Origin of the sequence: Bacteroides sp. B1-V-101 (assembly GCF_023656585.1) — a bacterium.
Lineage (GTDB): Bacteria > Bacteroidota > Bacteroidia > Bacteroidales > Bacteroidaceae > Bacteroides > Bacteroides thetaiotaomicron.
This window is the reverse complement of record NZ_JAMOKH010000052.1, coordinates 17,087-42,122: the sequence shown is the minus strand read 5'-3', so window position 1 is coordinate 42,122 and position 25,036 is coordinate 17,087. Positions and strand designations below refer to the sequence as shown.

The window sequence follows — 25,036 nt, the reverse complement described above, 5'->3', positions numbered from 1 at the left end:
AGTAAACCGGAGGCAGGAATAATAAATAATAAAGTAAACAGCTGCCAGGGTTAGTAATATTTCTAGTCAACACATAGCAGCTATTAGAGATAAACAAGTCAACCATTATTAGGGAAGTACAAAGTAATCCCAATCGACAGTAGTTTCAGATAGTTTCAAGCGTCTGAAACTTTTGTTTCAAGGCTTGGAACTAATGGTTTCAATGCTTGAAACTAGAGTTCCAAGCGCTTGAAACTATCTGAAACAACCGTGATTTTGAATTGGAAATTGCAGTTTGTACGAGAAGAATCAGGATGGAATTGACAACATAGATACAAGACAGGTATGAGAGCAAACGTTTGCTCTCATACCTGCTACCACACTTGCTACCATACCTGAAACAACGATGAATAAAGGGATACAGGCAAATTGTTAGAGCATGAGAGCAAAAACGCATTCAAATTACATGGGGAGATATGCAGAACCAATAAAAAGCAAATTAAAACGAAAGAAGGCTATTTATGGTAACTTTTTGCATAACATATTGGTTAACTTTGCACTCAATAATAAAAAACTTATGAACATCAATTCTGAAACAAAATATTGCCAGACTTGCGGGATACCTTTGGATATTGATTATACCAATCTGAAGGTAGACCAAAATGAGGAATATTGTGATTACTGTCTGAAAAATGGAGTTAAACTGTATGACTTCTCAATGGATTATCTTATCTACCTTTGGGGACTTTTTCCCGAAGAATACTATAAAGAGGTCGGCATACGCCATACTTCGTCGGAGTTGAGAGAAATTATGTCCAGACGGTTACCTGAAATTAAAAGATGGAAGCAAAAAATTAATACCGCTCACATACAATATGAATTGGTGATCAGAGTTCAAGAATATATCAATTGTCATTTATTTGATGACCTTGATTCTGAAAAGTTATCCCAAATTGTATGCATTTCCAAGTATCATTTCCGCCGACTTTTTAAAGCAGTTTGCGGTGATAGCCTTGGGAATTACATCCAACGATTAAGATTGGAGTACATTGCTTTTAAGTTAATATCCACCAATGTAAGTGTCTCCGAAATTCTTAGTCAAATCAATTATCAGAATAAACATACGCTTTCAAGGGCATTCAAAAACTATTTTAATTGCTCTATACCTGAATTTCGTAAAAGACATTCAAATGCTTGTTCTGAAGGTAAGAATCCAATACAGATTGAACCAAGTATTGAAAGAGTGCCTCATACACGGATTGCATATTTAAAATTAGAGAGAACACATCATGTCAGCCATAGTTTTTCAGTTTTATGGAAACAGGTGCTACAATTTTCTGAAAGCTATGGATTATTATCAAAAGGATGTAAATATGTAAGCATGACTCTTGATTATCCTTTTATCACGCTTGAAGAACAAAGTCGTTTTATGGTTGGAGTAACATTACCACAATCATTTAAAATTCCGAAGGGGTTCGGTGTTTATGAAGTTCCTGCGGGTGAATATGCTATATTTCGTTTTAAAGGATTATACCATGAACTGAATAGGGTATATCGTTATATTTATCTTGACTGGCTACCTGCAAATGATTATAGCTTGCGAGACCCATTTACTTTTGAGACTTATATCAATACACCCGAAAAAACTCCGGTTTCGGAACTAATCACAGATATTTATATCCCTGTCAAAAAGAAAGAAATATGAATAAAGAAGTAGAGAATGAATTGAAAAAGTCAAGGGTAGGTTTTGTTCATTTCGTAGATATATCCAAGTTGACCAATAAGCAGAATAGAGGTTTGCCATGTGCTATATTAATAGGAATCGCAATAAATCCGAAGTTTGTAAAAGATGTATTTAATAATCCTGATTATAAACCTGTTCTTGAAGATGAGTATGTAAAAACTGAAAATAGAGTGGGAGAAGTAACAGACGAGTTAGCTGAATTTCTTGTCAGCAAAGGGTATAAAGCTCTTTCACAATCTGATGCGGGACTTTTGGCAGAAGGTGTGTTTAATTTTGAAACGAAGGAGTCGGTTTTACCTCACAAAACAGTAGCGCAACTTAGTGGATTAGGATGGATTGGGAAAAACAATCTGTTTATTACTCCTGAATATGGTGCAGCGCAATGTCTTGGTACTGTTTTAACTGATGCACCGTTAGAAACTGTACCGTATGCCCCTATTTTCCCGAAGTGTGGTAATTGTAATATTTGTAGGGATATATGCGAAAGAAAAGTATTGAAAGGAACCACCTGGAATACAACAATCTCAAGAGATGATATAATTGATGTATATGGATGCAGTACCTGTTTGAAATGTCTTGTGCATTGTCCTTGGACGCAGAAATACGTAAACTTTAAAAGCAGGCTTTTACAGCCATAGAAGAACTAGCCTGACTATTTCATTTATAGATTAAAATAACAAGTATAGATTAAAATAACAGGCTGAAAAGAGGCTGACTAAAAAGTCGGTTCTATCACAACTCTCCTCCTTCGGGAAGGAGGAGTACCCGTAGGGGGAGGTGGTAGGTAAACACGCAATGCTTTTATTCATAGCAAATTAGATACAACCTTATTTTACCTACCACCCCGCCCTACGGGCACCCCTCCTTCCCGAAGGAGGGGAATTGGAGGTACTACTGACTTTTTAGTCAGCCCCGAACTATATTGCCTTATCTTGAACTGAAAGTAGATTTAAATAATAACTTTAGTGTGTCTTGAAAGATAAATAATCTACCGGAATCAGCCGGACCTCGCTATTTAGTCCCGAAGGCATGGGAGCCCAGTGACCATAGTTGGCCGGACGATAATTCAGATCGACAATATTGATCTCTTTAAATTTGCGCCACTGCACTCCCTGCCTGTCCAGTTCAGATATTCGGTTGGCAGGGAGGTTAGTGACTTCTATCTCGATGTGGTTTTTTCCTGATTTCAGCAGATGACCTACTCGTAGCTGGTAAGGTACTGCCCATGCGCAGCCCGCTTCTTGTCCGTTGATCCGGACACGGGCACTTTCGCGTACGTCTCCCAAGTCGAGTACCCAGTCATCGGCTTGCAGAGCGGGCAATTCGATATCCAATGAATAAACACCGCTGCCCATGTTAATCTTGGCTGCCGGATGGTCGATGCCTGTCCATGAGCAAGGGCGGTCGATGTCGAACGTACCCTTTATCTTCGGTTCGCTTTCGGCGAAGTGTAGTTTCCAGCCATGATCCAGGCTGAGGCTGAACGGTTGTTCCTGAATATAGTTCCAGGGCCGGGCAGCTTCCAGCGGCTGTTGATAAGTCTGCAAAATCACCGATTCGCCGGATTTCAGTTGGAGGTAGACTTGTGTTTGTTCTCCGGCCTGGCGTACCTTTGCTTCTCCGCATTCGCCTGTCATGGGATTGAAGAGGGCGGCAGCTTTGGCTTTGGTTCCCAGTGTTACCCAATCATTCACTCCTTTATCTTGAAGAGAAGAGATAAAGTAATGGTGCCCGCTATCGTTCACTCTGCGGATGGCTTGCAGTCCGAACTTGGTTTTCATTTCTTCCTGAGGAATATTACAACTTGCCAAAGTACGTGCATAATCCGTACCTGTAATAATCTTACCTTTGCCTACCGGAGTAACCGTTGTTTCGGAGAATGAAACGGAAGGTAACTTTTGCAGCGTCTGCTGATAAGTCTTGCGCTTCTGTTCCAGTTGACCGTATCCCGGTACGTCCGTCGGATAGTTTTCGAGGAATACGATCGTGGCTCCCTGTTGTGCCAGTTTCAGCAGATGAGCCAGAACGTCATTCGGCATCAAATGGGCGGCGGGTACGACCAGTGCTTTGTAACCGGTTCCGCCCGAAGTGATTAACTGTCCGTCTTTGAAACGGGTGCTGCGGATAAAGTTGTCCGAGATATAGTCTCCGTCATATCCGCTGTTATTGATACGGTGGATGGCATCAATAAATTTCGGGGCGAGCTTGGCCATGTGATGAATGCTGAATAGCAGCAAACGTCCTGGTTGCTCATCCCACATATCATAGACAGGCAGATAAATAAGGAAATCATTATCCGGTTTACCCATTTGCAGGAAACTCTGGCAACGGGTGATATAATCGAAGAACGAAGGGGCATCGTGCCAGATGCTGTTCGTCGGGTTCATATTGATAGAGGCGTAAAATAACCATCCCGGCCATTCGGCTTCTTTCGGCGAATAGGGAGTGCCGTGAAAGAACATATGATTAATGCCGGAGACGAACATTAGATCCATATCCGGTTTGCATTGCGACAAAGAAGTGCGGAAATGCTCCGTCAGCCAGGTAAATGTTTCGGTAGAAGTATAAGGCTTCCCGGCGATATGTGCGGCAGAAGAGGCATATTTCAGCATCGACAAGTCCGAATCATTCTTTTTGGTTAATGAATCCTGACGTAATCCTTTGATATGAAATTGGGACAAACCGAATCCTTCACATTCGGGGATGTCTACGGCTGCGTAGACATCGATCAGGTTGGCAGGCGATCCGTGTGCCTGATTACGGGTGATGCTGCCATTCTTGTGTGCCCAGTCCGTCCATTGACGGGTGAAGTTCTCCAGTAATAAGTCGGAGATCGTCTCCCGATAGTCGGATACGATGCGGCGGCTGACTTCCGGACGGCTTTCATCCAGAAACTCCGGAAAATGTTCTTCCAGCTTATATCCCCGTCTGCGGGCGAACTGATCCAGAAAGTCTTCTGTCCAGTCTGCCTGATAGACTTCGTAAGAGTCGTTGAAGAATGTATGCGGATAACTCGTCTTACTACTTTTGAAAGCACGGTCAAATCGGGAGAGATAGTTCTTGACGGCAGTCTTGGAAAGATGGTTCATTACGTATCCTTCCCCTCCGGGGGCGGCACGTTTCACTTTCTGACGTGTCTTGCTGTTATACAGCGCTATCATTTTCCATTTTCCGGCAGGGGCTTTCCATACCAGTTTGTCTTTCCTGACGTGGGAAGTAAGGTTGATGCAGCGCCCGTTTTCATCGTATGCCATTACGCGGCTTAAGACAGAATAAGGTTGTTGCTTCTTGTCTGTCACATTGATATCTTGCACGATTTCCTGGCCTCCTTCTATATCATAAGTCTGGAAGATGGCTTTGCTTGCCGCGTCTTCGATGCTGACTTCCGGTCCTCCGAAGGGCCATCCCGTTCCGGTGTTCATATCGATCTCGATGCCGGTGCGTTTTCCTTCCGCCTGTGTGTGTTTGAGGACTTCCATCCAGCGGGGAGAAAGGAACTGAATATCGTTGGCGTCATTGCCCTGTACACCATAGATGGGAGTGATTTCTACGGCGCCCATGCCGGCACGTGCGTATTCTTCCAGATTGTAAGTCAGGTTCTTTTCATCGACAGCGCTTCCCAGCCACCACCATCTGGTGCCGGGACGGGCTTCTGCCGGAGCATCCGGCCACTGTTGCGCTTGTATGCTTCCACCTGCTGCGAGCATACAGAGGAGTATCAGTTGTTTCTTGTTCATTATTCTTGGGGTGTATGATAGTATTCAATGTTTTCTGCGTCGTCGGTCACAAAGAGCGGACGTCCGTCCGGCTGTGCAAAGTGGAAGCGGACACCGTCGAAAGTTATGTTCTTTGCGTGACGGATATAAAATCCTTTGGCGGGAATCGTTCCGAACATCCAGGGTTCGGGATATACTTTCTCCTGTTCGGGTGGAGTGCGCTTGCCGTCTTCTTCGCTGTATCCACCTTTATAATATATATGAATGTTGCGGAAAGTAACATCTTCGATAGATGCACCGGGCACGCCGCTGATAATGGAAGAATACCGGCTGTCGGCGTTCCACACATTGATGTCGCTGATCAGAATACGCTTCATGGTGCCTATGGGTGTCCCTTCCGGACTGCGCATGCGCGCACCCAGGCGAAGGAAGATAGGAGCGTTGACGATATTCCTCATGGTGATATTGCTGATAACGATGTCTTCCAGATGGCCGCCGTCTACGGTTTCGAGCGCCAGTCCCCGACAATGTTCGAAGATACAGTTGGTGAGGACGATGTTGCGGAAGCCTCCGCTGCTTTCCGTTCCGAGCTTGATGCGTCCGGTACGGTATCCATGGTCGGGGGCCTGTGGTTCGTCGAGTTGCCAGCTGCCGTCCAGTACGCTTCCCTTGTCGAATCCGCTGACGTAGCAGTCGCTGATGGTAACGTTCTCCGTATCTTTGAAACGTCCCAGCGCATAAGAGGCTTTCAGAACGATGGCGTCATCCCACGGGGAGTTGACCGTGCATTGGCTGATGCGTACGTTGCGGCAGCAGTCAATGTCGAATCCGTCACGGTTGGTATCTACTTTCAGATTAAGCAGGGTGAGGTGCTCTACACCGGTGGCAAGCAGGGCGAAGTGTCCGCAATGGAGCATGGAGAAGTCTTTCAACGTGACGTTCCGGCAATCCTTGAGGCTGATCGCTTTGTTGCCTACACCCGGCAGGCGGCTTTCTTCGCGGGTCAGTCCTTTGCCGTAGATCAGTCCCGGACCGCTGATGGTGATGTTTTCCAGACCGATTCCCCAGATCAGGGAGTTCTCCCAGTGACTGTGACCGAAGTCCTGGTATTTATTATGTTCATTAGGTTCCGCCGAGTCGTATCCTTCGTCCTTTCCCGGAAAGGCGGCGATGATGCGTGCGCCTTGTTCCAGATAGAGATGGATGTTGCTTTTCAGCCGGATGGAATAACAGGCATATTCTCCGGCAGGCAGATATACGGTACCTCCGCCTTCTTGTGCGGCAGCTTCGATGGCACGGTTGATGGCGGGAGAATCAATCGTCTTTCCGTCTGCTTTTGCTCCGAAATCCCTGACGTTATAGATTGCTGCCTGCATATACAGGCAACCGGCCAGTAGACTGAGTAGTAGATATATTCTTTTCATCTTTGTATGGATTTAAGCTAAATGATAATCAATAGTATCTTCATTCTCCTCCTTCGGGAAGGAGGAGTACCCGTAGGGGGAGGTGGTAGGTGAATATATAACCCTATCATTTACAAAGAAATAGGAATAAACATTATTTTTCCTACCACCTCGGTCTTCGACCACTCCTCCTTCCCGAAGGAGGAGAATGGAGATACTACTGTTTTATTCATTTTTTACTATGTTTAGATTCATCAATCTTTGCAAAAAGATCCGGCAACATAAAATAATTATAATCTGCTCGTGCATTTTGCTCGTAGAAACAGAAATAAAGTTTACTGTTTGCTGCGAGCGGGCAGCGCCCAGCGAGGACAGGACGGTCTGTTCGTTTCCCCGATTCATAAAGCAAGAGGGGAGTCTTGTCCTGACGGCCGTTACTCAAACGGATATCGTCAGTGGGAGTGACTGCCTGCAAGGTGCGGAGTTTCATACTTTCACCATAATAACAGGTGAAGGCTTGTCCTTCTACGCTGAACACATTTATATCCATGTCCGGCTGACAGTCTCCGAAGCTCCAGAATAAGTTGTCGGCCTGCTGCAAGGAGGTGACCGCTACTTCAAGGATGAAGCCGCGGGTATCCGGCAGGGCTTTCCACCGGAAAGCGATTCCTTTCACTTTTTCCTGAGGGGCCAGCCAGTGACTGTCGGTTCCTTTCGATATACCCAGACGGAAAGTTCCGGCGGGAGGAGTCAGTTGCTGCGCCTGTACGTTAATGAGGCAGATTGCCAGCAGTACGACGGTCAGTAGTTGTTTTAACATAGTCGAAGTGGATATTACTTTGTTCATTTTCCTTTAATACAATAGCATCTTTGTCTTTGACATCCAATGTTATCTCCGATAGATTAAAGTTTCTCGTATAGCAGATTTTCCCCGGTTTATTGGTCTGCGCTTCGATGCCGTAAAGATAGAAGTTTTCCAGACGCAATGTATCATTCCAGCCCGAAGCGGAGATAAATTCATCTACATTTTCCGCTTTTACCTGCGAGAGGTATACGTCACGGAATCGCGGATACCCTTTTTCGGGTGGTTCTACCGGAGTCAGCATCACTTTCCAGTGCTCCGGAATTTCCTTGCCTTCATATTCTTTGGGCAAAGTGCTGTAGCTGTAACTCGGATTCCAGTTTAAGTCCGCCGCCAATACCTGACGGACATTTTCTGCGCTGACACGGGTCATGTAGATATTCTCAATGGTTCCCCCACGGTTCATGGCACTTTTCAGTCGCAGCACGGTATACGTGCCGACAGCTTTAAGATCATAGCCTAATACATTGCGGATGCTGCCGGAAGTTTCGCTGCCGCAGGTAATCAGTCCTGCTCCTTTGCGGGCTGTGCAGTTGCGCACTACCACATTCTCTGTCGGACGGTTCACACGCAGTCCGTCCGCGTCCCGTCCCGATTTGATACAAATATTGTCGTCGTTGCAGTCTACGTCACAGTTCTCGATCAGTATGTTGCAGGAGGAGTCGATGTCGATGCCGTCCGTGCTTGGACCGTGCCCGCCGATGTTATTGTTGATAGTCAGTCCGTCTATGGTGCAATAGTCGGAATAGAGAATCTGACATCCCCAGAATCCCGTGCGCATCAGGGTGAAACCGCTCAGTGTGATGTCCGAACTGCGTTCGACGAGGATTCCCCGTACACGTTTGCAGTCGTAATCCACTATCCAGCGTAACCCTCTGGCTTCGTATTCTTTCCTCATTTCCCAGTATTTATCCCAGAAGACTTTTCCACGGCAGTCCAGTGTACCTTCTCCGCTGATGGCGGCGTTCTTCTCGTCGACAATGTTGATCACTGCTGCCGGCCATGTCATCTCTATCCCTGCTATACGCGAACGAAATTCGGGATAATGGTGAATGTCGGGGCTGGCAAGCAGAGTCACCCCTTTGCCAATCTGCAGGTTTACACCGCTTTTGACAAACAAGGCTCCTGTCTGGTAATACCCCGGTTGCAGGACCACCGTTCCTCCGCCGGAGACAGCGCAACTGTCGATTGCTTTCTGAATGGCCTCTGTGCTGAGTACGGTACTGTCTGCTACTGCGCCAAAGGAATTGGCGGATATAATCATCTTCTCTCCGGGAAGTTGGCGGCTGCCTACGCTGTCTGCCCACGATAAATCCGGTTGCTGAGGTACCTGCCCCCATTCGAAGCTGTTGCCGGCTTGTTTGGCAGGAGTGCACGCTATCGTCAACGAGCCTGCCAGAAGTAGGGGAAGGAGGTTTTTAATTCTCATATAGTCTTTTAGTATAGGATTCTTTTAATTTCCATCCGGTTTCTCTATTTCCGTGAACGGTGAATCGTTCCAGTGGAAAGTATTCACATCGTCCGGATGTGCGGGATTGTATGCCGGGTCTATTTTCAGATGCTTCGCCAGTTCGGGAACGGCTTTCTTCATCCCTTCGATGACGCATTGGGCGATCTGATAGGCACCGTAAGGATTAAAGTGCGTATTATCTGCAAAATCCCTGGTCTGTCCCGGATATGTTCCTGCCGGATAGTGGACGAAAGCACGTTTGGAAGTGTCCGGTCCCAGCGCCTCGTACAGGGTGCGTGTCATTTCATTGAGATCGATCAATGGAACATTCTCTTTGGCTGCCAGCCAGCGCATCGCTTCCGGATAGTCTTCGTGTGTGTCGCGGATATGTCCGTTGGCGTCGAAACTACGACGCTGGGTAGGAGTGACAAGCACCGGATGCGCTCCGCGTGCACGCGCTTCGTCAATGAATGTTTTCAGACTGGTCATGAAGGAGTAATAAGCCCCTTTGCCTGGTCCTTTCTGCTTCTGGTCGTTGTGGCCGAACTCCATAAAGAGGTAATCTCCCTTTTTGATCTGGCTTAAAGCCTTCGCCAGGCGTTTGGCTCCGATAAAGGTATTTGCCGATTCGCCGGATTCGGCATAATTGGCGATACAGACATCGGTGCCGAAAAAGTGAGGAATCATTTGTCCCCAGCTGGCCCAAGGCTCGTTGTCCTGATCGACTACCGTACTGTTGCCGCACAGGAATACGGTAATTACAGACGGGTCGGCAGGTTCGATGCTGATACTCTGACATACAGGGGCGTCACCGTTGAATTCCAGTGTCAGTTTGTCGTCCCAGTTCAGTTTCGTCTTTTCACGGGGTTTGATGCGTACCGATTCTTTGTCGGATATGCGTGGATTCCGTTTGTTGATGATAAATGTCTCGTCTGTGAACTGCCCTTTCCTGGTGGGCAGATTATCGATGAAGAGACGGCGTGATTCGCCTCGTACAGTAGTTACGCCTGCCTGCTTCTTGCTTCCGAGACGTACGGTTACTTTGTAGTTGCCGTCCGGCACGCGGACAGAAAAGAAGAAAGGTGCTTTGCTCCCTTTTTCGGGAGTGGGTGCAAGGTCATATCCGTATCCTGTTTCCTCGCTGTAGCGGGGGGCGTCTGCCAATTGGAATGTGCGGGCTTGTTCCTGAGCGCTGATAGCTGTTGCTGTCAGCAGCAGAAGTCCGAGAAATGTTGTTTTCATATCAGTCGTTAATAAGTTTAATTAATTTTCGGTTTTAGTTCGTCGGGTGAATCTTTGGTATAGGATTTCACGTCTCCCGCCACTTTGGTGAATAGTTCCTGAATCAGTTCCGGAGCGATATTCGCTGTCGGGCGGAAAGCATCGGAGTTCATATAGTCAAGGATGGCTTTATGCATCTGGCGGGCAACGACCCGTTTTTCCGGTTTCGAAGTGATGTCCATGCTGGTCATCATCAATTTGCCGTTCAGTACGTTGGCTTCGAACAACATTCCGATTTTCCGGTTGATAAACCAGGTGTCTATGCTCTGGATGGTCGGTTGGAATTCGGCCGGGAAACCGGTGAACTGCATAACCTGTGCTTTGTTCAGCAGTTCCCACCATTGCAGGTTGCTGTGATATTCGGTCGGGAATTCACGGAAAAGCGGATGATATTCGTTGAGGAAGATACCTGTGGTATGAGGCGGACGCATCTTGAACCAGGAAGTATTCCAGAAGACAGGAGTGAAGTATTGTTTCACTTCCTTGCCATACTGGATTTTTCCGGCTGCCGTAATCAGTACGTTTCCTCCTTCTTGCAGGATGGAGATTGCCTTTGCGTCCAGTGTATCGGTGGTGTAAACATTGCCCTGAGTCAGTTCTACCTGTGCGGGATATACCCAGAAGTCCCAGTCATTGACGGTATCGCTGCCTTCGATACGAATTTCCATATTCAGCTTCTGCGGTCTAGTGATTCCGCTTAGCTGCATGTCTACACTTCCCAGCGGACAAAGATTTCCGACTGGTATATTCTGAATGCCTACAGTGCCGTGAGCGTATACTTTGCCATATTCATCCTTGATGCTGTATACCGTTTTGGCTCCCTGCAGAGGGGCTGCTCCGAAATGGGAAACTTCGATGTCGGCATGGAAAGTCTCGTCGTTGGTATATACGAATTTAGGAATACGTGCCAGCGGGACGGTCGGGCTGCAGAAACGTCTGAACTCATCTGCGTTGATATAGCCTTTTTCTTCAAAGAAGACATCCAGAAGACCTACTAATGCAGTTCCCTGACCGGAATAGTCGTTCAGTGCCAGCAACTGGAAGCCTGCATAGTCGGGTGTACGCAATGTTTTCTCGATTTCGTGTTTGTAGCAGATTGCCTGAAGCTTGCCCGAAGCCATCATAAAGTCGTGCCCCATGCTGCCCATGTGATTATCATTCAGGATATCACGGAAGATTTCAAAGTTCTTGGCCTTGTTCACTCCGGTGTATTTGCGTATCTCGCTGAAATTCGGGAATGCACACCATTGTCCCGTCTCATGAGAGACGTACGGTTGCTTCACGGAATCGATCTTGGCGCGGTAGTCGGACATGCTTTCCGGTTGCGAGCCTGCCCAGCTAAGACCGCGTGCACCGGCTTTCACATGATATTGATTGTGGGGCTGCCATTGCCAGCTACCACCTACGGAAGCTCCTGTGTATACGTGGCGAGGGTCGGTCGCTTTCCAGTAATCAACGAATTTGCTTACCCAAGGTACCCAACGGCCCGAAGGTTCATTGCCGCAGGCCAGCATGCAGTAAGAGGCGTAATTGCCGTATTCTTTGGTCAGAGCGATGGTTTCGTCCATCAGATATTTGTCAATCGGCTGCCCGTTGCCCAGTCTCGGACCGTGATTAGGCCAGCTGGGACCTTCGGGTTGCAGATAAAAACCAACGAGATCGGCAGCGATGAAGGCTGCTTCCGGTGGACAGAAAGAGTGGAAACGCATATGGTTTAATCCGTAGTTGCGGCAGATGCGGAATACCCGTTCCCAGGAAGCTACGTCCATCGGCGCATAACCTGTAAGCGGGAAATCGCAGTTTTCCACTGTACCGCGGAGCATTGTCTTGCGTCCGTTGACGTAGAACCATTTGCCTTCTATCTTGAAATCACGCATACCGAACTGTACCTGTTTCTTTTCGGACTGCTTGCCGCTGTTCAGCGTGGCTGTCAGTTTGTAGAGTGCCGGATTGAACTCATCCCATGTCAGGAAGTCTTTTCCCATCGGTAGTTCCATTTCTACCCGGTTATCTCCTGCCTGAATACGGAAGGTCTGTTGAACAGGGAGGACGTTTTGGCGGGTATCCGTATTAAAGCTTTCGGCAGAAAGTGTTATTTCTCCTTTGGCAGAAGAAGAGGATTTTACATTCATGCGTACCAGCGCTTTCCCGTGACTCAGATCAGGATATACCTGTATATCGTCGAAATAGACTTTGGGAGTCGTCTGCAGTTCGATTTTACCTACGATTCCGTTCCAGTTGCCCTGTGTCTGGTCGGTGATGCTATGTGAATCCGGACCGACATTGATCTCTTTAATCCGGTTGTCAACCCGGATAGTGAGCCGGCACGGCTTGCCGGGAGTGACGGCCGAGGTCAGGTCGTATACATGAGGAACGCAAAGGCTGTTTTGCATACCGATTTCTTTCGTGTTTACCCATACGGTTGTTTCAATATGTGGGCGTTCCAGAAAGAGGAGAATTCTTTCCCCTTTCCAGGCGGATGGAATTGTCACTTTCTTTTGATACCAGGCGACACCTACATAGTGCTTGTCGGGAGTCAGGAAGAAAGGTAATTTGACTTGCCCTTCTATCCGGTATTTCTCCATGTAAGGATTGAAATAGTAAGAACTGTCATATAAACTTCCTGTCCATTGGGTACGTGCGGTAACATTGTCCCCTTTTAGCTTTTCGGGCATGGAACCGGGTAAATTGATGGATTCGTCGAGCGATTTATTGAACCATTGTTCTTTCATCCCCGCATCTTCCCGGTCTATCTGGAAATTCCATTTTCCGGATAGGCTGAAAGAGTGGTTTTGCCCTGTTACAGTCAGTACAGAGGCGAATACAATGGCAATACTTACTAAAAGTTGTTTCATGATATGTAGAATTGATATGTTTTCCACTACGTTTAAAAATCTGCTGCTAAAGTAGAGCTTTTGAGTAATCTATAAAATAGAAAGATGTACAGATACATAGAATATTGTATCAAAAACGGCTTTTATGGCGGTTGGTGTACGAAACTACATGAATATGATAATATCTCCATCATCATTCATTTCTGAAATTCTGGGGGATACCATATCTTTGCGAAGTAAACTTTTTAATCTTAAAGTGAACCATGAAAAAAGTATTTGCCTGGATGGCTTTAACTCTTTGGTCGGTAATGACAATCTTTGCAGGTGAGACTGCTTATCTCTTTTCTTATTTTATCAATGACAGCAAGGACGGTCTGCATCTTGCCTACAGTTATGATGGGCTGAACTGGACTCCTTTGAACGGCGGACGCTCTTTTTTGACTCCGTCTGTCGGTAAAGATAAATTGATGCGTGATCCCAGTATATGCCAAGCTCCCGACGGAACATTTCACATGGTCTGGACTTCCAGTTGGACGGACCGGATCATTGGATATGCTTCTTCCCGTGATTTGATTCATTGGAGTGAGCAACAGGCTATTCCCGTGATGATGCACGAGCCGGAAGCTCATAATTGTTGGGCGCCGGAACTCTTTTATGACGAACCTTCGGAAACATATTACATTTTTTGGGCGACCACCATCCCCGGACGCCACAAGGAAGTGCCTACCAGCGAAAGCGAAAAAGGGCTGAACCATCGTATGTACTATGTTACAACGAAGGATTTTCGTACTTTCTCAAAGACGAAGATGTTTTTCAATCCCGATTTCAGTGTGATCGACGCGGCTATCGTGAAAGATCCGACACAGGGAGATCTGATCATGGTCGTCAAGAACGAGAACTCCAATCCTCCGGAGAAAAACCTGCGTGTGACACGCACGAAGAATATTGCCAAAGGTTTTCCGACAAAGGTATCCGCCCCGATTACCGGAAAATATTGGGCGGAAGGACCGGCACCTCTTTTTGTGGGTGATGCGCTTTATGTGTATTTTGATAAGTATCGTGATCATCGTTACGGAGCTGTCCGTTCGCTGGATCATGGTGAAACGTGGGAAGATGTATCCGATCAGGTTTCGTTTCCGAAGGGAATCCGCCACGGGACTGCCTTTGCGGTAGATGCTTCCGTCGTAGAGTCTCTGGTAGATGACCGGAAGCATCAATCTGTAAAAGCACAAACTTCTTCCTGGTTCAACGATAAGGACCTGACATTGACAGGAGTTTATTATTATCCCGAACACTGGGATGAAAGTCAGTGGGAACGTGATTTCAAGAGGATGCATGAACTGGGATTTGAGTTTACTCACTTTGCGGAGTTTGCATGGGCGCAGCTGGAGCCGGAAGAAGGACGATACGATTTTGCCTGGCTGGATAAAGCAGTAGCTCTTGCTGCCAAATATGATCTGAAAGTCATTATGTGTACTTCGACTGCCACACCCCCGGTGTGGATGAGCCGGAAGTATCCCGAAATCCTGTTGAAGAATGAAGATGGTACGGTTCTCGATCACGGTGCCCGCCAGCATGCCTCATTTGCATCGCCGCTCTATCGGGAATTATCGTATAAGATGATCGAGAAACTGGCACAGCATTATGGCAATGATTCCCGTATTGTCGGATGGCAACTCGACAATGAACCTGCCGTACAGTTCGACTATAATCCGAAAGCGGAACAGGCTTTCCGTGATTATCTCCGTGCAAAATACAATCACAACATTCAGTTGCTGAACGACGCGTGGGGAACCGCTTTTTGGAGTGAGGCTTATTCGTCTTTTGATGAAATCACTCTTCCTAAGCGTGTCCAGATGTTTATGAATCATCATCAGATTCTGGATTATCGTCGTTTTGCCGCTGCGCAGACCAATGATTTTCTGAATGAACAATGTCTGCTGATCAGAAAATATGCAAAGAACCAGTGGATTACTACCAACTATATCCCCAACTATGATGAAGGACATATCGGCGGTAGTCCTGCACTCGATTTCCAGAGTTATACACGCTATATGGTGTATGGCGATAACGAAGGTATCGGACGCCGTGGATATCGGGTAGGAAATCCGTTGCGTATTGCATGGGCGAATGACTTCTTCCGTCCTATACAGGGTACGTATGGCGTGATGGAGTTGCAACCGGGACAAGTGAATTGGGGGAGCATTAATCCGCAACCGCTTCCGGGAGCTGTCCGTCTGTGGATGTGGAGTGTATTTGCCGGTGGAAGCGATTTTATCTGTACGTATCGCTATCGCCAGCCGCTGTACGGCACAGAGCAGTATCATTATGGGATAGTAGGAACGGACGGCGTAACCGTCACTCCCGGCGGAAGGGAATATGAAACCTTTATAAAAGAGATAAGAGAACTCCGGAAACATTATGCTCCGCGCGAAACGAAGCCTGCCGACTATCTGGCACGTCGTACCGCTATCCTTTTCAACCACGAGAATTCCTGGAGCATCGAGCGGCAGAAACAGAACCGTACATGGGATACTTTTGCACATATAGAGAAGTATTACCGGACTTTGAAGTCATTTGGTGCTCCCGTTGATTTTGTCTCCGAACAGAAGGAGTTGACGGAGTATCCTGTGGTGATAGCTCCTGCTTACCAACTGGCTGATAAGGAATTAGTAAATAAATGGATTGCCTATGTGAAAAATGGTGGTAATCTTGTGTTGACCTGCCGTACAGCACAGAAAGACCGTTATGGCCGTTTGCCGGAAGCTCCTTTCGGTTCTATGATCACACCTCTGACGGGAAATGAAATGAACTTTTATGATCTGCTGTTACCGGAAGATCCGGGTACTGTTGTCATGAATGGAAAGCAATATGAGTGGAATACATGGGGAGAAATACTGATTCCCGCATCTGATTCGCAGGTTTGGGCGACGTATGCCAATGAATTCTATGAAGGTGGTCCTGCTGTCACGTTCCGAAAACTGGGTAAAGGCACTGTTACATATGTCGGAGTTGACAGCCACAATGGTGCGTTGGAAAAGGATATCTTGAAGAAATTATATGCACAGCTACAGATTCCTGTGATGGATTTGCCTTATGGAATAACGGTGGAATACCGGAACGGGCTGGGGATTGTGCTGAATTATTCAGATCGTTCTTATACATTCGACATACCGGAGGGAAGTAAGGTGCTGGTAGGAACTGAAGAGATCCCAACCGCAGGAGTACTGGTGTTTTCAATGTAAGGTATTGATTAATAATAGATAAGTGTAAAAAGATAAATAGGTGATGAAACAAATTGTAGGATTAGTATTGATTTTGTGTTGTACACAAATAGTGGCTCAGGAGGTTTTTCCTGATGGCAAGGCAATCCCTGAATGGTTCAGGGAAAACAAGGAAGTGAATGTGAATGCTTTAGGAAAGAAATATAGCATAACCGATTATGGAGTAGCGAACGACAGTACGGTGGTGCAGACAAAGAAGATACAGGGAGTAATTGATCTGGCTGCCCGGAATGGGGGTGGAGTTATAGTTATTCCCAAAGGTACTTTCTTAAGCGGATCACTTTTCTTTAAAAACAATACTCATTTACATCTGGAAGAAGATGCAGTATTAAAGGGAAGCGATGATATTAGTCATTTTCCGGTGAAAATGACCCGTATGGAGGGACAGACTTTAAAGTACTTCATGGCTTTGGTAAATGCAGACGGACTGGATGGATTTACAATTTCCGGAAAGGGAACATTGAATGGAAACGGGCTTCGGTACTGGAAGTCATTTTGGTTACGGCGTTCTATAAATCCGGATTGCACCAATATGGAAGAAATGCGTCCTCGCATTATTTATTTGTCCAACTGTAAGAATGCTCAGATTGAGGGAATCAGAATTATGAATTCTCCTTTCTGGAGCACTCATTTCTATAAATGCAGTTTTTTGAAGTTGTTGAATCTTCGCATTACTTCGCCTGCCAGTCCCGTAAAAGCTCCTAGTACGGATGCAGTGGACCTTGATGTTTGTAATAATGTGCTGATAAAGAATTGTTATATGTCTGTCAATGATGATGCGGTAGCGCTGAAAGGGGGAAAAGGACCTTGGGCAGATAAAGATGCCAATAATGGAGAAAACTATGATATTATTATTGAAGACTGTACCTACGGATTCTGTCATAGCGCCTTTACTTGTGGTAGTGAGTCTATCCTTAGCCGGAATGTGATTGTCCACCGTTGTAAGGTAGATAGAGCACGTGCTCTTCTAACTCTAAAGATGCGCCCGGATACACCGCAAAAATATGAGTATATTCTGGTAGAGGATATAACAGGGAATGTACAGAATTGTCTGAATATAGCTCCTTGGACGCAGTTTTACGATTTGAAAGATCGTAAAGATACTCCCCTTTCTTATTCTAATAACATTACGATGCGCAATATAGACATTGATTGTAATGTATTCTTTAATGTTAAGAAGTCTGATCAATATAAATTGTCAGATTTCTGTTTTGAGAATCTCACAGTGCGGGCTAAGAAAGGAAAAGTGGATCAGAGTATAATCGATTCATTTACGATGCATAATGTGAAGATAAACCAATAAAACGACAGAACGATGAAGACATTTTCACTCTTTATCTTAAGTTTATTAATCAGTGTAAACTATTTGTCTGGTGCAGACTGGAATGTACAAATTGCCAGATATAAACAGGATAAGGCTTGTGCTATCAGCTATACTTTTGATGATGGCCTGGCAGAACATTATACACTTCTTGTTCCCCAACTGGAAAAGAGAGGTTTCCGGGGAACATTCTGGATATGTGGTTCCAATATAAATAAGGATAACGAGAACATTACCGACACTACACGAATGACCTGGCCTCAACTTAGGGAAATGTCTGATAATGGTCATGAGATTTCCAATCACGGTTGGGCGCATAAAAACTTTGCACGTTTTCCTATCGAAGAGATAAAAGAGGATATTTTTAAGAATGATAGTGCTATATTTGCCAATACAGGTGTAATGCCCCGTACTTTCTGCTATCCCAATAATAATAAAAAAGCGGAAGGACGGAGAATTGCCGTACAGAATCGTGTGGGGACAAGAACTCACCAGCGTTCGATTGGAAGTAAATCGACTCTGCAGGATTTGGAGAAATGGGTGAATACCTTGATTGAAACCAATGACTGGGGAGTAGGAATGACACACGGTTTAACCTATGGCTATGATGCTTTCCGCAATCCTCAACGTTTGTGGGATCATCTGGATCAAGTAAAAGCGAGAGAGAATGAAATATGGGTAGGAACCTTTCGTGAAGTGGCTTCTTATATCAAGGAAAGGGAGGAAACTAGACTGGAAGTTGTGAATAAAAAGAATACCTTGTTGATTACTCCGGAACTTAAATTGGATCAGGAACTGTTCGTTGAACCGTTGACAATGGTGATTACCGGTAAGGAAATAAAGAAAGTGACTGTGAAACAAGGAAAAAGAAAATTGCCGGTACAGATCACTGACGATAAAGTTCTTTTCGATTTCGACCCGTATGGCGGTATGATTAAGGTGACACTGAAAATTCAAAAATAAAATTGATTGGACAAATTTTAATATGAGATGATAATGAAACAGAACTTTTTAAAATGGATGGTATGTATGTGTTTCGGGCTGTTGTCTGTTGCTACGGTAACGGCGGGCGGTAATTATAAAACTGTCAAAGTAAAAGCTCCTTTTCCAATGCAACCGATTAAAGTCTTTATTTATCCGGACCGGGATTTTAAGATTACGGATTTTGGTGCTGTGCCGGGTGGAGAAGTTGATAATACCAAAGCGATCGCTGCTGCTATTGATGCATGTAATAAGGCCGGTGGTGGTCGTGTGATTGTTCCGGAAGGCATTTGGCTGACGGGACCTGTACACTTTAAAAGCAATATAAACCTTTGTTTAGAAGAAAATGCCGTATTGAGTTTTACAGATAATCCGGAAGACTATCTACCGGCGGTAATGACCTCATGGGAGGGATTGGAGTGCTATAATTACTCACCGCTACTGTATGCATTCGAATGTGAAAATGTGGCAATCAGCGGCAAAGGTACATTACAGCCGAAGATGGGTACATGGAAAGGATGGTTCAAACGCCCTAAACCTCATTTGGAGGCACTGAAGGAATTATATACCAAAGCTTCGACTAATGTACCTGTTATAGAACGTCAGATGGCTACCGGTGAAAATCATTTGCGTCCGCATCTGATACATTTCAATCGCTGTAAGAATGTGATGCTGGATGGATTTAAAATACGTGAGAGTCCGTTTTGGACCATTCACCTCTATATGTGTGACGGAGGTATCGTCCGTAATTTGGATGTGCGGGCACATGGACACAATAATGATGGTATTGACTTTGAAATGAGTCGTAACTTTTTGGTAGAAGACTGTTCTTTTGACCAGGGTGATGATGCTGTTGTAATCAAAGCCGGTCGTAATCAGGACGCATGGCGTCTGAATACCCCTTGTGAGAATATCGTGATCCGTCATTGTCAGATATTGAAAGGACATACCTTACTGGGCATCGGCAGTGAGATCTCCGGTGGTATAAGGAATATCTATATGCATGACTGTACAGCACCTAATTCAGTGATGCGTCTTTTCTTTGTGAAAACCAATCATCGCAGGGGAGGATTTATAGAGAATATCTATATGAAAAATGTAGCATCCGGAACAGCCCAACGGGTACTTGAAATAGATACGGAGGTACTTTATCAGTGGAAGGACTTGGTCCCGACTTATGAAAAGCGAATCACTCGTATCGATGGCATCTATATGGATAAAGTAACTTGCGAATCGGCAGACGCGGTATATGAACTGAAAGGAAACGCTGAACTTCCTGTGAAGAATGTTCGGATAAAGGATGTAAAGGTCGGTTCGGTTAAGAAGTTTGTGAAGAAAGTAAGTAATGTTGAGAATGTGGTAGAAAAGAATGTAACTTATTCACAGAAAGATTAAAAGTAAATAGAGAATATAAATTCCCCGAATTAAGTTTCTTCATTAATTAGGTAATTTTTGAAACTTGATTCGGGGAATTTATATTACATTTTTTTGTCAGCTATATATAGCGTACATTAATTGTTTACCGGAAGTCAAACATCAGATTCAGATGTAGCCCTTCATCTCCCGATTTGATTCGGATATTTCCCGGTTGACTGTTAGGACCTTGTTGCTCGATCGGCTTGAACGAGCAGATAGCCGGAATATCGAGCAAGAATGAAAGATCACCTTCTGGGAATGCAGGCATGGTATCTTTTATCCGTCCTGCCGGTTCTTCGGGAGTGAATACCCGGAAGAAAGTACCGTCATTACGCGAATAAACGGTAAATGAAGTCTTCTCGCCCTCCAGTGTAGCCCAATAGAGGTTGGCATGGTAACCCTTGAACTCAGGATATATCAGATTCTCAAAACTTTCTCCGGTAATGGTGTTGTTATAATCTTTGTGCCAGATACTGTAGTTCGTTCCTGGAATTCGGTTTTTCCATACCCTGTATGGCCCGCGTCCCATCCATTTCATACCCGAACAGTTTTGTTCCGGATAAGAGAAGCTAAGACCGAGATTGAAAACCTGTGCATCCATGAAAGCATCGTCGAAGCCACCGCCACCGGAACCGCGATTTAATAAGATTGCATCCATATAGAGCAAACCTTCGTTTGTCAGACGCCAGACAATGGAATCTGCCGCACCTTTATATTTGGCACAATAAATGGCGTCGTCAGAGGAATGGCGAGTATAGCTGAGCGAAGGTTCATATCGCATCTTCATACCTACTGCTACCGGACCATCCTTGAATGGAACCTCAGTCTCACCGGATTTAATGTGACGGATCATACCGGTTGCCGCATCGAAGGTTATGCTGACTTTGCTGCTCTTTAGTTCGATGGCGTCAGACGTTTGTCGGGCTTCTGCTTTTTGAGGAGCAGGAGTGAGTGTCGTTTGCGCCAGGTTACGTTCAAAATATTGTTTTGCCAGATGAATCGGATAAGTCCAGTTACAGATACTTTTTCCTTCTCTATCAAAGGCCTCCAGTTCGAGCACATCACCTTTCCGGAATGAATCGGGCAGTTCAAAACGGGCAGTACCTGTTTCTCCCGGATTGATGGATGGAAGTTGGACTTTTCCTTCGACAATCACCTTTCCTGCTTCTGCGTTTCCCTGGAGAGGAGTGCCACATGATAAAACCTTATAAGTCATACGACAATCTTTCAGATTGGTAAAAGTATATTCATTGGTCAGGAGGAAACGGCCGTCGAAGTGGTTAGTAATGAGAAGAGGTTTCAACTGGATAGGCGACTATTGTGCACGGATGGCATAATAGCTTCCTTCTTTCTCTCGACGTGGTCCTACTACTCCGTCGGGTGCATTGGACTTGTCAGAGTCGAGTATTCCTCCTTTATCACTGCGTTTGGGAGCCTCATCGCAATATACCCAGATGAACCCTCCTGCAAACAAGGGATTGGTACACCAGCGATCCCAAAAGTCGCGCAGGCCGGCTCCTCCTCCCTGATCGTACATGGCGTGCATAAATTCGGTCGGCATGAACACTTTATAACCATTGGTGAAACGTGCTACCCCTGTCAGATAAGTAGGATAGTGATGCGTATCCAAGTCATTAAAGTCGGCCCAGGGATGTACCATATGTCGTTTTTGTAGTCTGTCATATTGGGCAAACAAAGGATCGGTTTGTGTATTCCAGCCGCCTTCGTTTCCGTTACTCCAAAGAATGATGCAGGGGTGGTTAACGTCCCGTTCAATCATCTCCTTTACGAGTTTTGCTCCGACTTTAGAGTCGTAACCGTTTTGCCAGCCTGCCAGTTCATCCATGTAGACAAGACCCAGTGAGTCGCACATATCAAGAAAATGTTCATCGGGCGGGTAGTGCGAACGTACAGCATTCATATTCATTTCTTTGATGAGCAGGGCATCCATTCGGCTTAATGCAGCACTGGTGGTACGCCCTCCGTCTACAGAAAATGAGTGGCGGTTGATTCCTTTGACCACTAGTTTGGTACCGTTCAAATATACACCGTCTTGCGGGAAGAACTCTACAGTACGAAAACCGATGCGTGTTTCTCTGGTTTGTACGATTTTACCTTCGGGATTCTTTAATTCCAATTTGGCTACATACAGATTGGGATTCTCTGTAGACCAGGGAATGATGCTTGCCCATTCACCGCTAATCATCTGCTCCTTATCGGAGTTATTGATTGGATGAGTGATTGTTGTTTGTCCGTTGGAGGTATATACGGTTTTCCCGTCTTTTAATGAACGGACAGATACGATGATTTCATGTCCTTTGGCATCTCCTGCCATATCTACGGCGGTCTGTAATTTCCCATGGTGATCAGCATTTAGTACGAAATGTTCCATGTGTACCTGTGGCAGAACTTCCAACCATACAGGACGGTATATACCGCCAAACAACCACCAGTCAGCTTTCCGTTCGGCGGCATTGATTGATCTGTTGGCTGATTCTTTGGCAACTTTCACTTCAAGCTGATTCTTTTTTCCAAGATTGAGTAATTCGGTAATATCATAATTAAAGCGATAGAAACCTCCTTGATGCATCTCACCTGCCGGCTTGCCGTTTATCATGATTTCTGCATCAGTCATCACTCCGTCAAAGAATATCTTTACCCGTTGCCCTGCCCATGATTTGGGGGCGTCAAATTTATAGCGGTAAATTCCGGTTTCATCACTGGGCGTTGTCCTTTTATGGTATACCATCGACCGTAGGTATATTCTCCGAATCCCTGTAGTTCCCAGTTACAGGGAACCTCGATCTTTTTCCATTTGCCACTATTCTGTCCCACAGAACAGAAAAAATCCCAGGTCTTGGTGTCGTCAATGCCTGTTCCCGAAAGATAAATGCGTTCGGGATGGGGAGCTTGTGCTTGTATGGTAGTCCCATTCCACATTGCTGTGAAAATCAGAGATACCAGTAAGCATCTAAATTTCTTGTTCATTCTATAATTGATATTATGAGGAATTTATTGTCTGGATACTGTAAAACGGTCTATGTCCGGTGCCCATCCGAAGTTATTTCCCATTTGCACCGTATTGTAACCTTGTTTTAAGCTGACAGGGATAGTCACAGATTTCACTTCATTGTTACTGTTCAAATCTTTGAGTACTGTTTTCGTTCCATTGACAGAAACTTCCAGTTTGCGGTTTTTGTCGCAAGAGTAGAAAATAGTCATTTCATAGTTACCTCCCTTTTCGCTGTATACTTCGCTCCATTCGGCAAAGTTCTCTTCCCGGCCGCCGAGTCGGGATATTTTCATTCTGCCGGAACAATCGGGGGCAGGTACATAAACAATTGGTTTGGATTTCTTTCCCAGATCGTCGTAGCAGGGAAGATATGCCCATTCAGCCTCATAAGATACGGGTTCCAGTCGTTTTTCAGCTTCCATTTTGCATATCATTACGCTGTGTGGCTGAACAGTCTGCCGTATTTCTCCTTTCATTTTTCCAAGATCCTTCTGTTTGATTAAGTCCCGTACTTTTACGTTACCACCCAGTTCAAGGGTTTCAAAAGGAACGATAAAGTCACATGGCTGGTCGGAAGGGTTATACAATGCTACCGCTCTTGTCAGTCCGCGTTTCCGTTCAATGTCCTTTACCAGTACATAGCTTTCATTCTCATGTTGAACGACGTGTGCCTGAAGTCCTAATACATCCTGATTCAGTGCGATCAGTTCTTTGTTTTTCAGTAGCTTCAATAAGAAGTCGGGAATCGTATTCATGTCACATCCGATCAGCAGGGGAGAACTCATGATGCACCACATTCCAAAATGGACTTCTTCTTCGTTGGGTTTCAGTCCACGTCCGATTTCTAGCATATCCATGTCGTTGTAATGTCCGTCGGTAGCATAGGCGGAAAGATATAAGTTCTTTTCTATAATACCTTTTACTGAATTCCATCTGGGACGGATATCAGGACTGATACGCCAGGAACGTGCCAGTCGTTTTGCCCAGGTGCCGGGAAAAGCCCATCGGCAGATATTGATAGATACATCCGTTCTTCCTGTATTGGCAATAGCCTGGCAAATCGTGCTGTAGCGCTTTTCTTCATCCAGCCCCAGTTCGCGTCCGCCACAATAATCGATCTTGATAAAATCATAGTTCCATTCTTTGAGATATAAATCCATATCCTGCTGTTCATGGCCGTATAGTCCGGAGCCCACTCCGTTTGCGTCGTTGTCGTAGATAGATCCGCAGGTGTTGTCTCCTGCATCCGAGTAAATTCCGGCTTTTAATCCCAGCGAATGGATATAGTCTGAAACCACTTTCATCCCGTTGGGAAAACGGTCGGGATGCGGATGCATTTTCCCCGTTTCGTCCCGATGCCCGAAGAAGCCGTCATCTATATTGATATAGTTGTAGCCTGCCTCTTTCAGTCCGTGTTTGATTAATGCGTCAGCTTGCTGTTTTATCAACTCTTCACTGATATTTACATGATAGGTGTTCCATGAACTCCATCCCATAATAGGACGGTCGATGTCTTTCTGGGCAAAAGTATTTGCCATAAACATGGTAGATAAAATGCCCCAGGCAATCAGATGTTTTTTCATACGTTTGTAGTCTTTTGTAGAAATGGATAACTTTCTTGGCAAAGATATGCAAAGTCGTAACTTGCTCCAATGGCAAATAAGTATAGAAAGATGGAAAATCGTCCGTTTCTTGGAGAATTGGGGCGTAAAAAACCGGATTAAAGCATGAAAAGTGTATGAATTTAAAGGA

At 45.4% G+C, this 25,036-nt stretch carries 13 protein-coding genes and 1 pseudogene; 6 read left to right on the top strand and 8 right to left on the bottom strand.

Going from position 1 to position 25,036, the window contains the following annotated elements:
* The first annotated feature begins 556 nt into the window (after positions 1–556).
* Both NBH01_RS23945 and NBH01_RS23940 read left to right on the top strand, forming a co-directional pair.
* Entirely contained in the window at positions 557–1,684 is a 1,128-nt protein-coding gene (locus tag NBH01_RS23945; RefSeq protein ID WP_032840598.1) for a GyrI-like domain-containing protein, read from the top strand.
* Positions 1,681–2,361, top strand: a complete 681-nt coding sequence (locus NBH01_RS23940) for an epoxyqueuosine reductase (protein ID WP_234134323.1) — start codon at positions 1,681–1,683, stop codon at positions 2,359–2,361. Before NBH01_RS23945 ends, NBH01_RS23940 begins: the two co-directional genes overlap by 4 nt.
* 324 nt (positions 2,362–2,685) lie before the next feature.
* Here NBH01_RS23940 and NBH01_RS23935 read toward each other — a convergent pair whose 3' ends face one another.
* From NBH01_RS23935 to NBH01_RS23910, 6 genes are all read right to left on the bottom strand, one after another.
* Entirely contained in the window at positions 2,686–5,460 is a 2,775-nt protein-coding gene (locus NBH01_RS23935) for an alpha-L-rhamnosidase (RefSeq protein ID WP_234134322.1), read from the bottom strand.
* Positions 5,460–6,863, bottom strand: coding sequence for a rhamnogalacturonidase (locus tag NBH01_RS23930; protein ID WP_234134321.1), 1,404 nt, complete (start codon positions 6,861–6,863; stop codon positions 5,460–5,462). Before NBH01_RS23930 ends, NBH01_RS23935 begins: the two co-directional genes overlap by 1 nt.
* A 208-nt stretch (positions 6,864–7,071) precedes the next feature.
* The gene (locus tag NBH01_RS23925; RefSeq protein WP_225693802.1) at positions 7,072–7,662 is read right to left on the bottom strand and encodes a DUF4450 domain-containing protein; all 591 of its coding nucleotides are present in this window, start codon (positions 7,660–7,662) and stop codon (positions 7,072–7,074) included.
* Positions 7,613–9,133 (bottom strand): glycoside hydrolase family 28 protein, encoded by a 1,521-nt coding sequence (locus NBH01_RS23920; protein ID WP_196068928.1) that lies wholly within the window; start codon positions 9,131–9,133, stop codon positions 7,613–7,615. Before NBH01_RS23920 ends, NBH01_RS23925 begins: the two co-directional genes overlap by 50 nt.
* A gap of 24 nt (positions 9,134–9,157) precedes the next feature.
* Positions 9,158–10,396 (bottom strand): rhamnogalacturonan acetylesterase, encoded by a 1,239-nt coding sequence (locus tag NBH01_RS23915; protein WP_055216702.1) that lies wholly within the window; start codon positions 10,394–10,396, stop codon positions 9,158–9,160.
* Between the two features lie 17 nt (positions 10,397–10,413).
* Positions 10,414–13,290 carry an exo-beta-1,4-galactosidase gene (locus NBH01_RS23910; protein ID WP_196068929.1) on the bottom strand — a complete coding sequence of 959 codons (2,877 nt, stop codon included), beginning with the start codon at positions 13,288–13,290 and terminating at the stop codon, positions 10,414–10,416.
* 242 nt (positions 13,291–13,532) lie between these two features.
* On the opposite strand from NBH01_RS23910, the gene NBH01_RS23905 reads away from it, so the two are divergent.
* Genes NBH01_RS23905 through NBH01_RS23890 form a run of 4 tightly spaced genes read left to right on the top strand, consistent with a single transcriptional unit; the run spans position 13,533 to position 20,250 of the window.
* A complete protein-coding gene (locus NBH01_RS23905) occupies positions 13,533–16,514 on the top strand; it encodes a beta-galactosidase (RefSeq protein ID WP_225679244.1) in 2,982 nt (993 codons plus the stop codon).
* Positions 16,515–16,557: 43 nt separating this feature from the next.
* Entirely contained in the window at positions 16,558–17,856 is a 1,299-nt protein-coding gene (locus tag NBH01_RS23900) for a rhamnogalacturonidase (RefSeq protein ID WP_196068930.1), read from the top strand.
* Positions 17,857–17,868: 12 nt separating this feature from the next.
* Positions 17,869–18,837 carry a polysaccharide deacetylase family protein gene (locus NBH01_RS23895; protein WP_196068931.1) on the top strand — a complete coding sequence of 323 codons (969 nt, stop codon included), beginning with the start codon at positions 17,869–17,871 and terminating at the stop codon, positions 18,835–18,837.
* 33 nt (positions 18,838–18,870) lie between these two features.
* Entirely contained in the window at positions 18,871–20,250 is a 1,380-nt protein-coding gene (locus NBH01_RS23890; RefSeq protein ID WP_225679246.1) for an alpha-d-galacturonidase, read from the top strand.
* A 124-nt stretch (positions 20,251–20,374) separates the two neighbouring features.
* On the opposite strand, the pseudogene NBH01_RS23885 reads toward NBH01_RS23890, so the two are convergent.
* Positions 20,375–23,259, bottom strand: a pseudogene (locus NBH01_RS23885) (exo-beta-1,4-galactosidase).
* Positions 23,260–23,283: 24 nt separating this feature from the next.
* Positions 23,284–24,867: an alpha-galactosidase gene (locus NBH01_RS23880; protein WP_032840503.1), complete on the bottom strand. Its 1,584-nt coding sequence runs from the start codon at positions 24,865–24,867 to the stop codon at positions 23,284–23,286.
* Positions 24,868–25,036 lie beyond the last annotated feature (169 nt).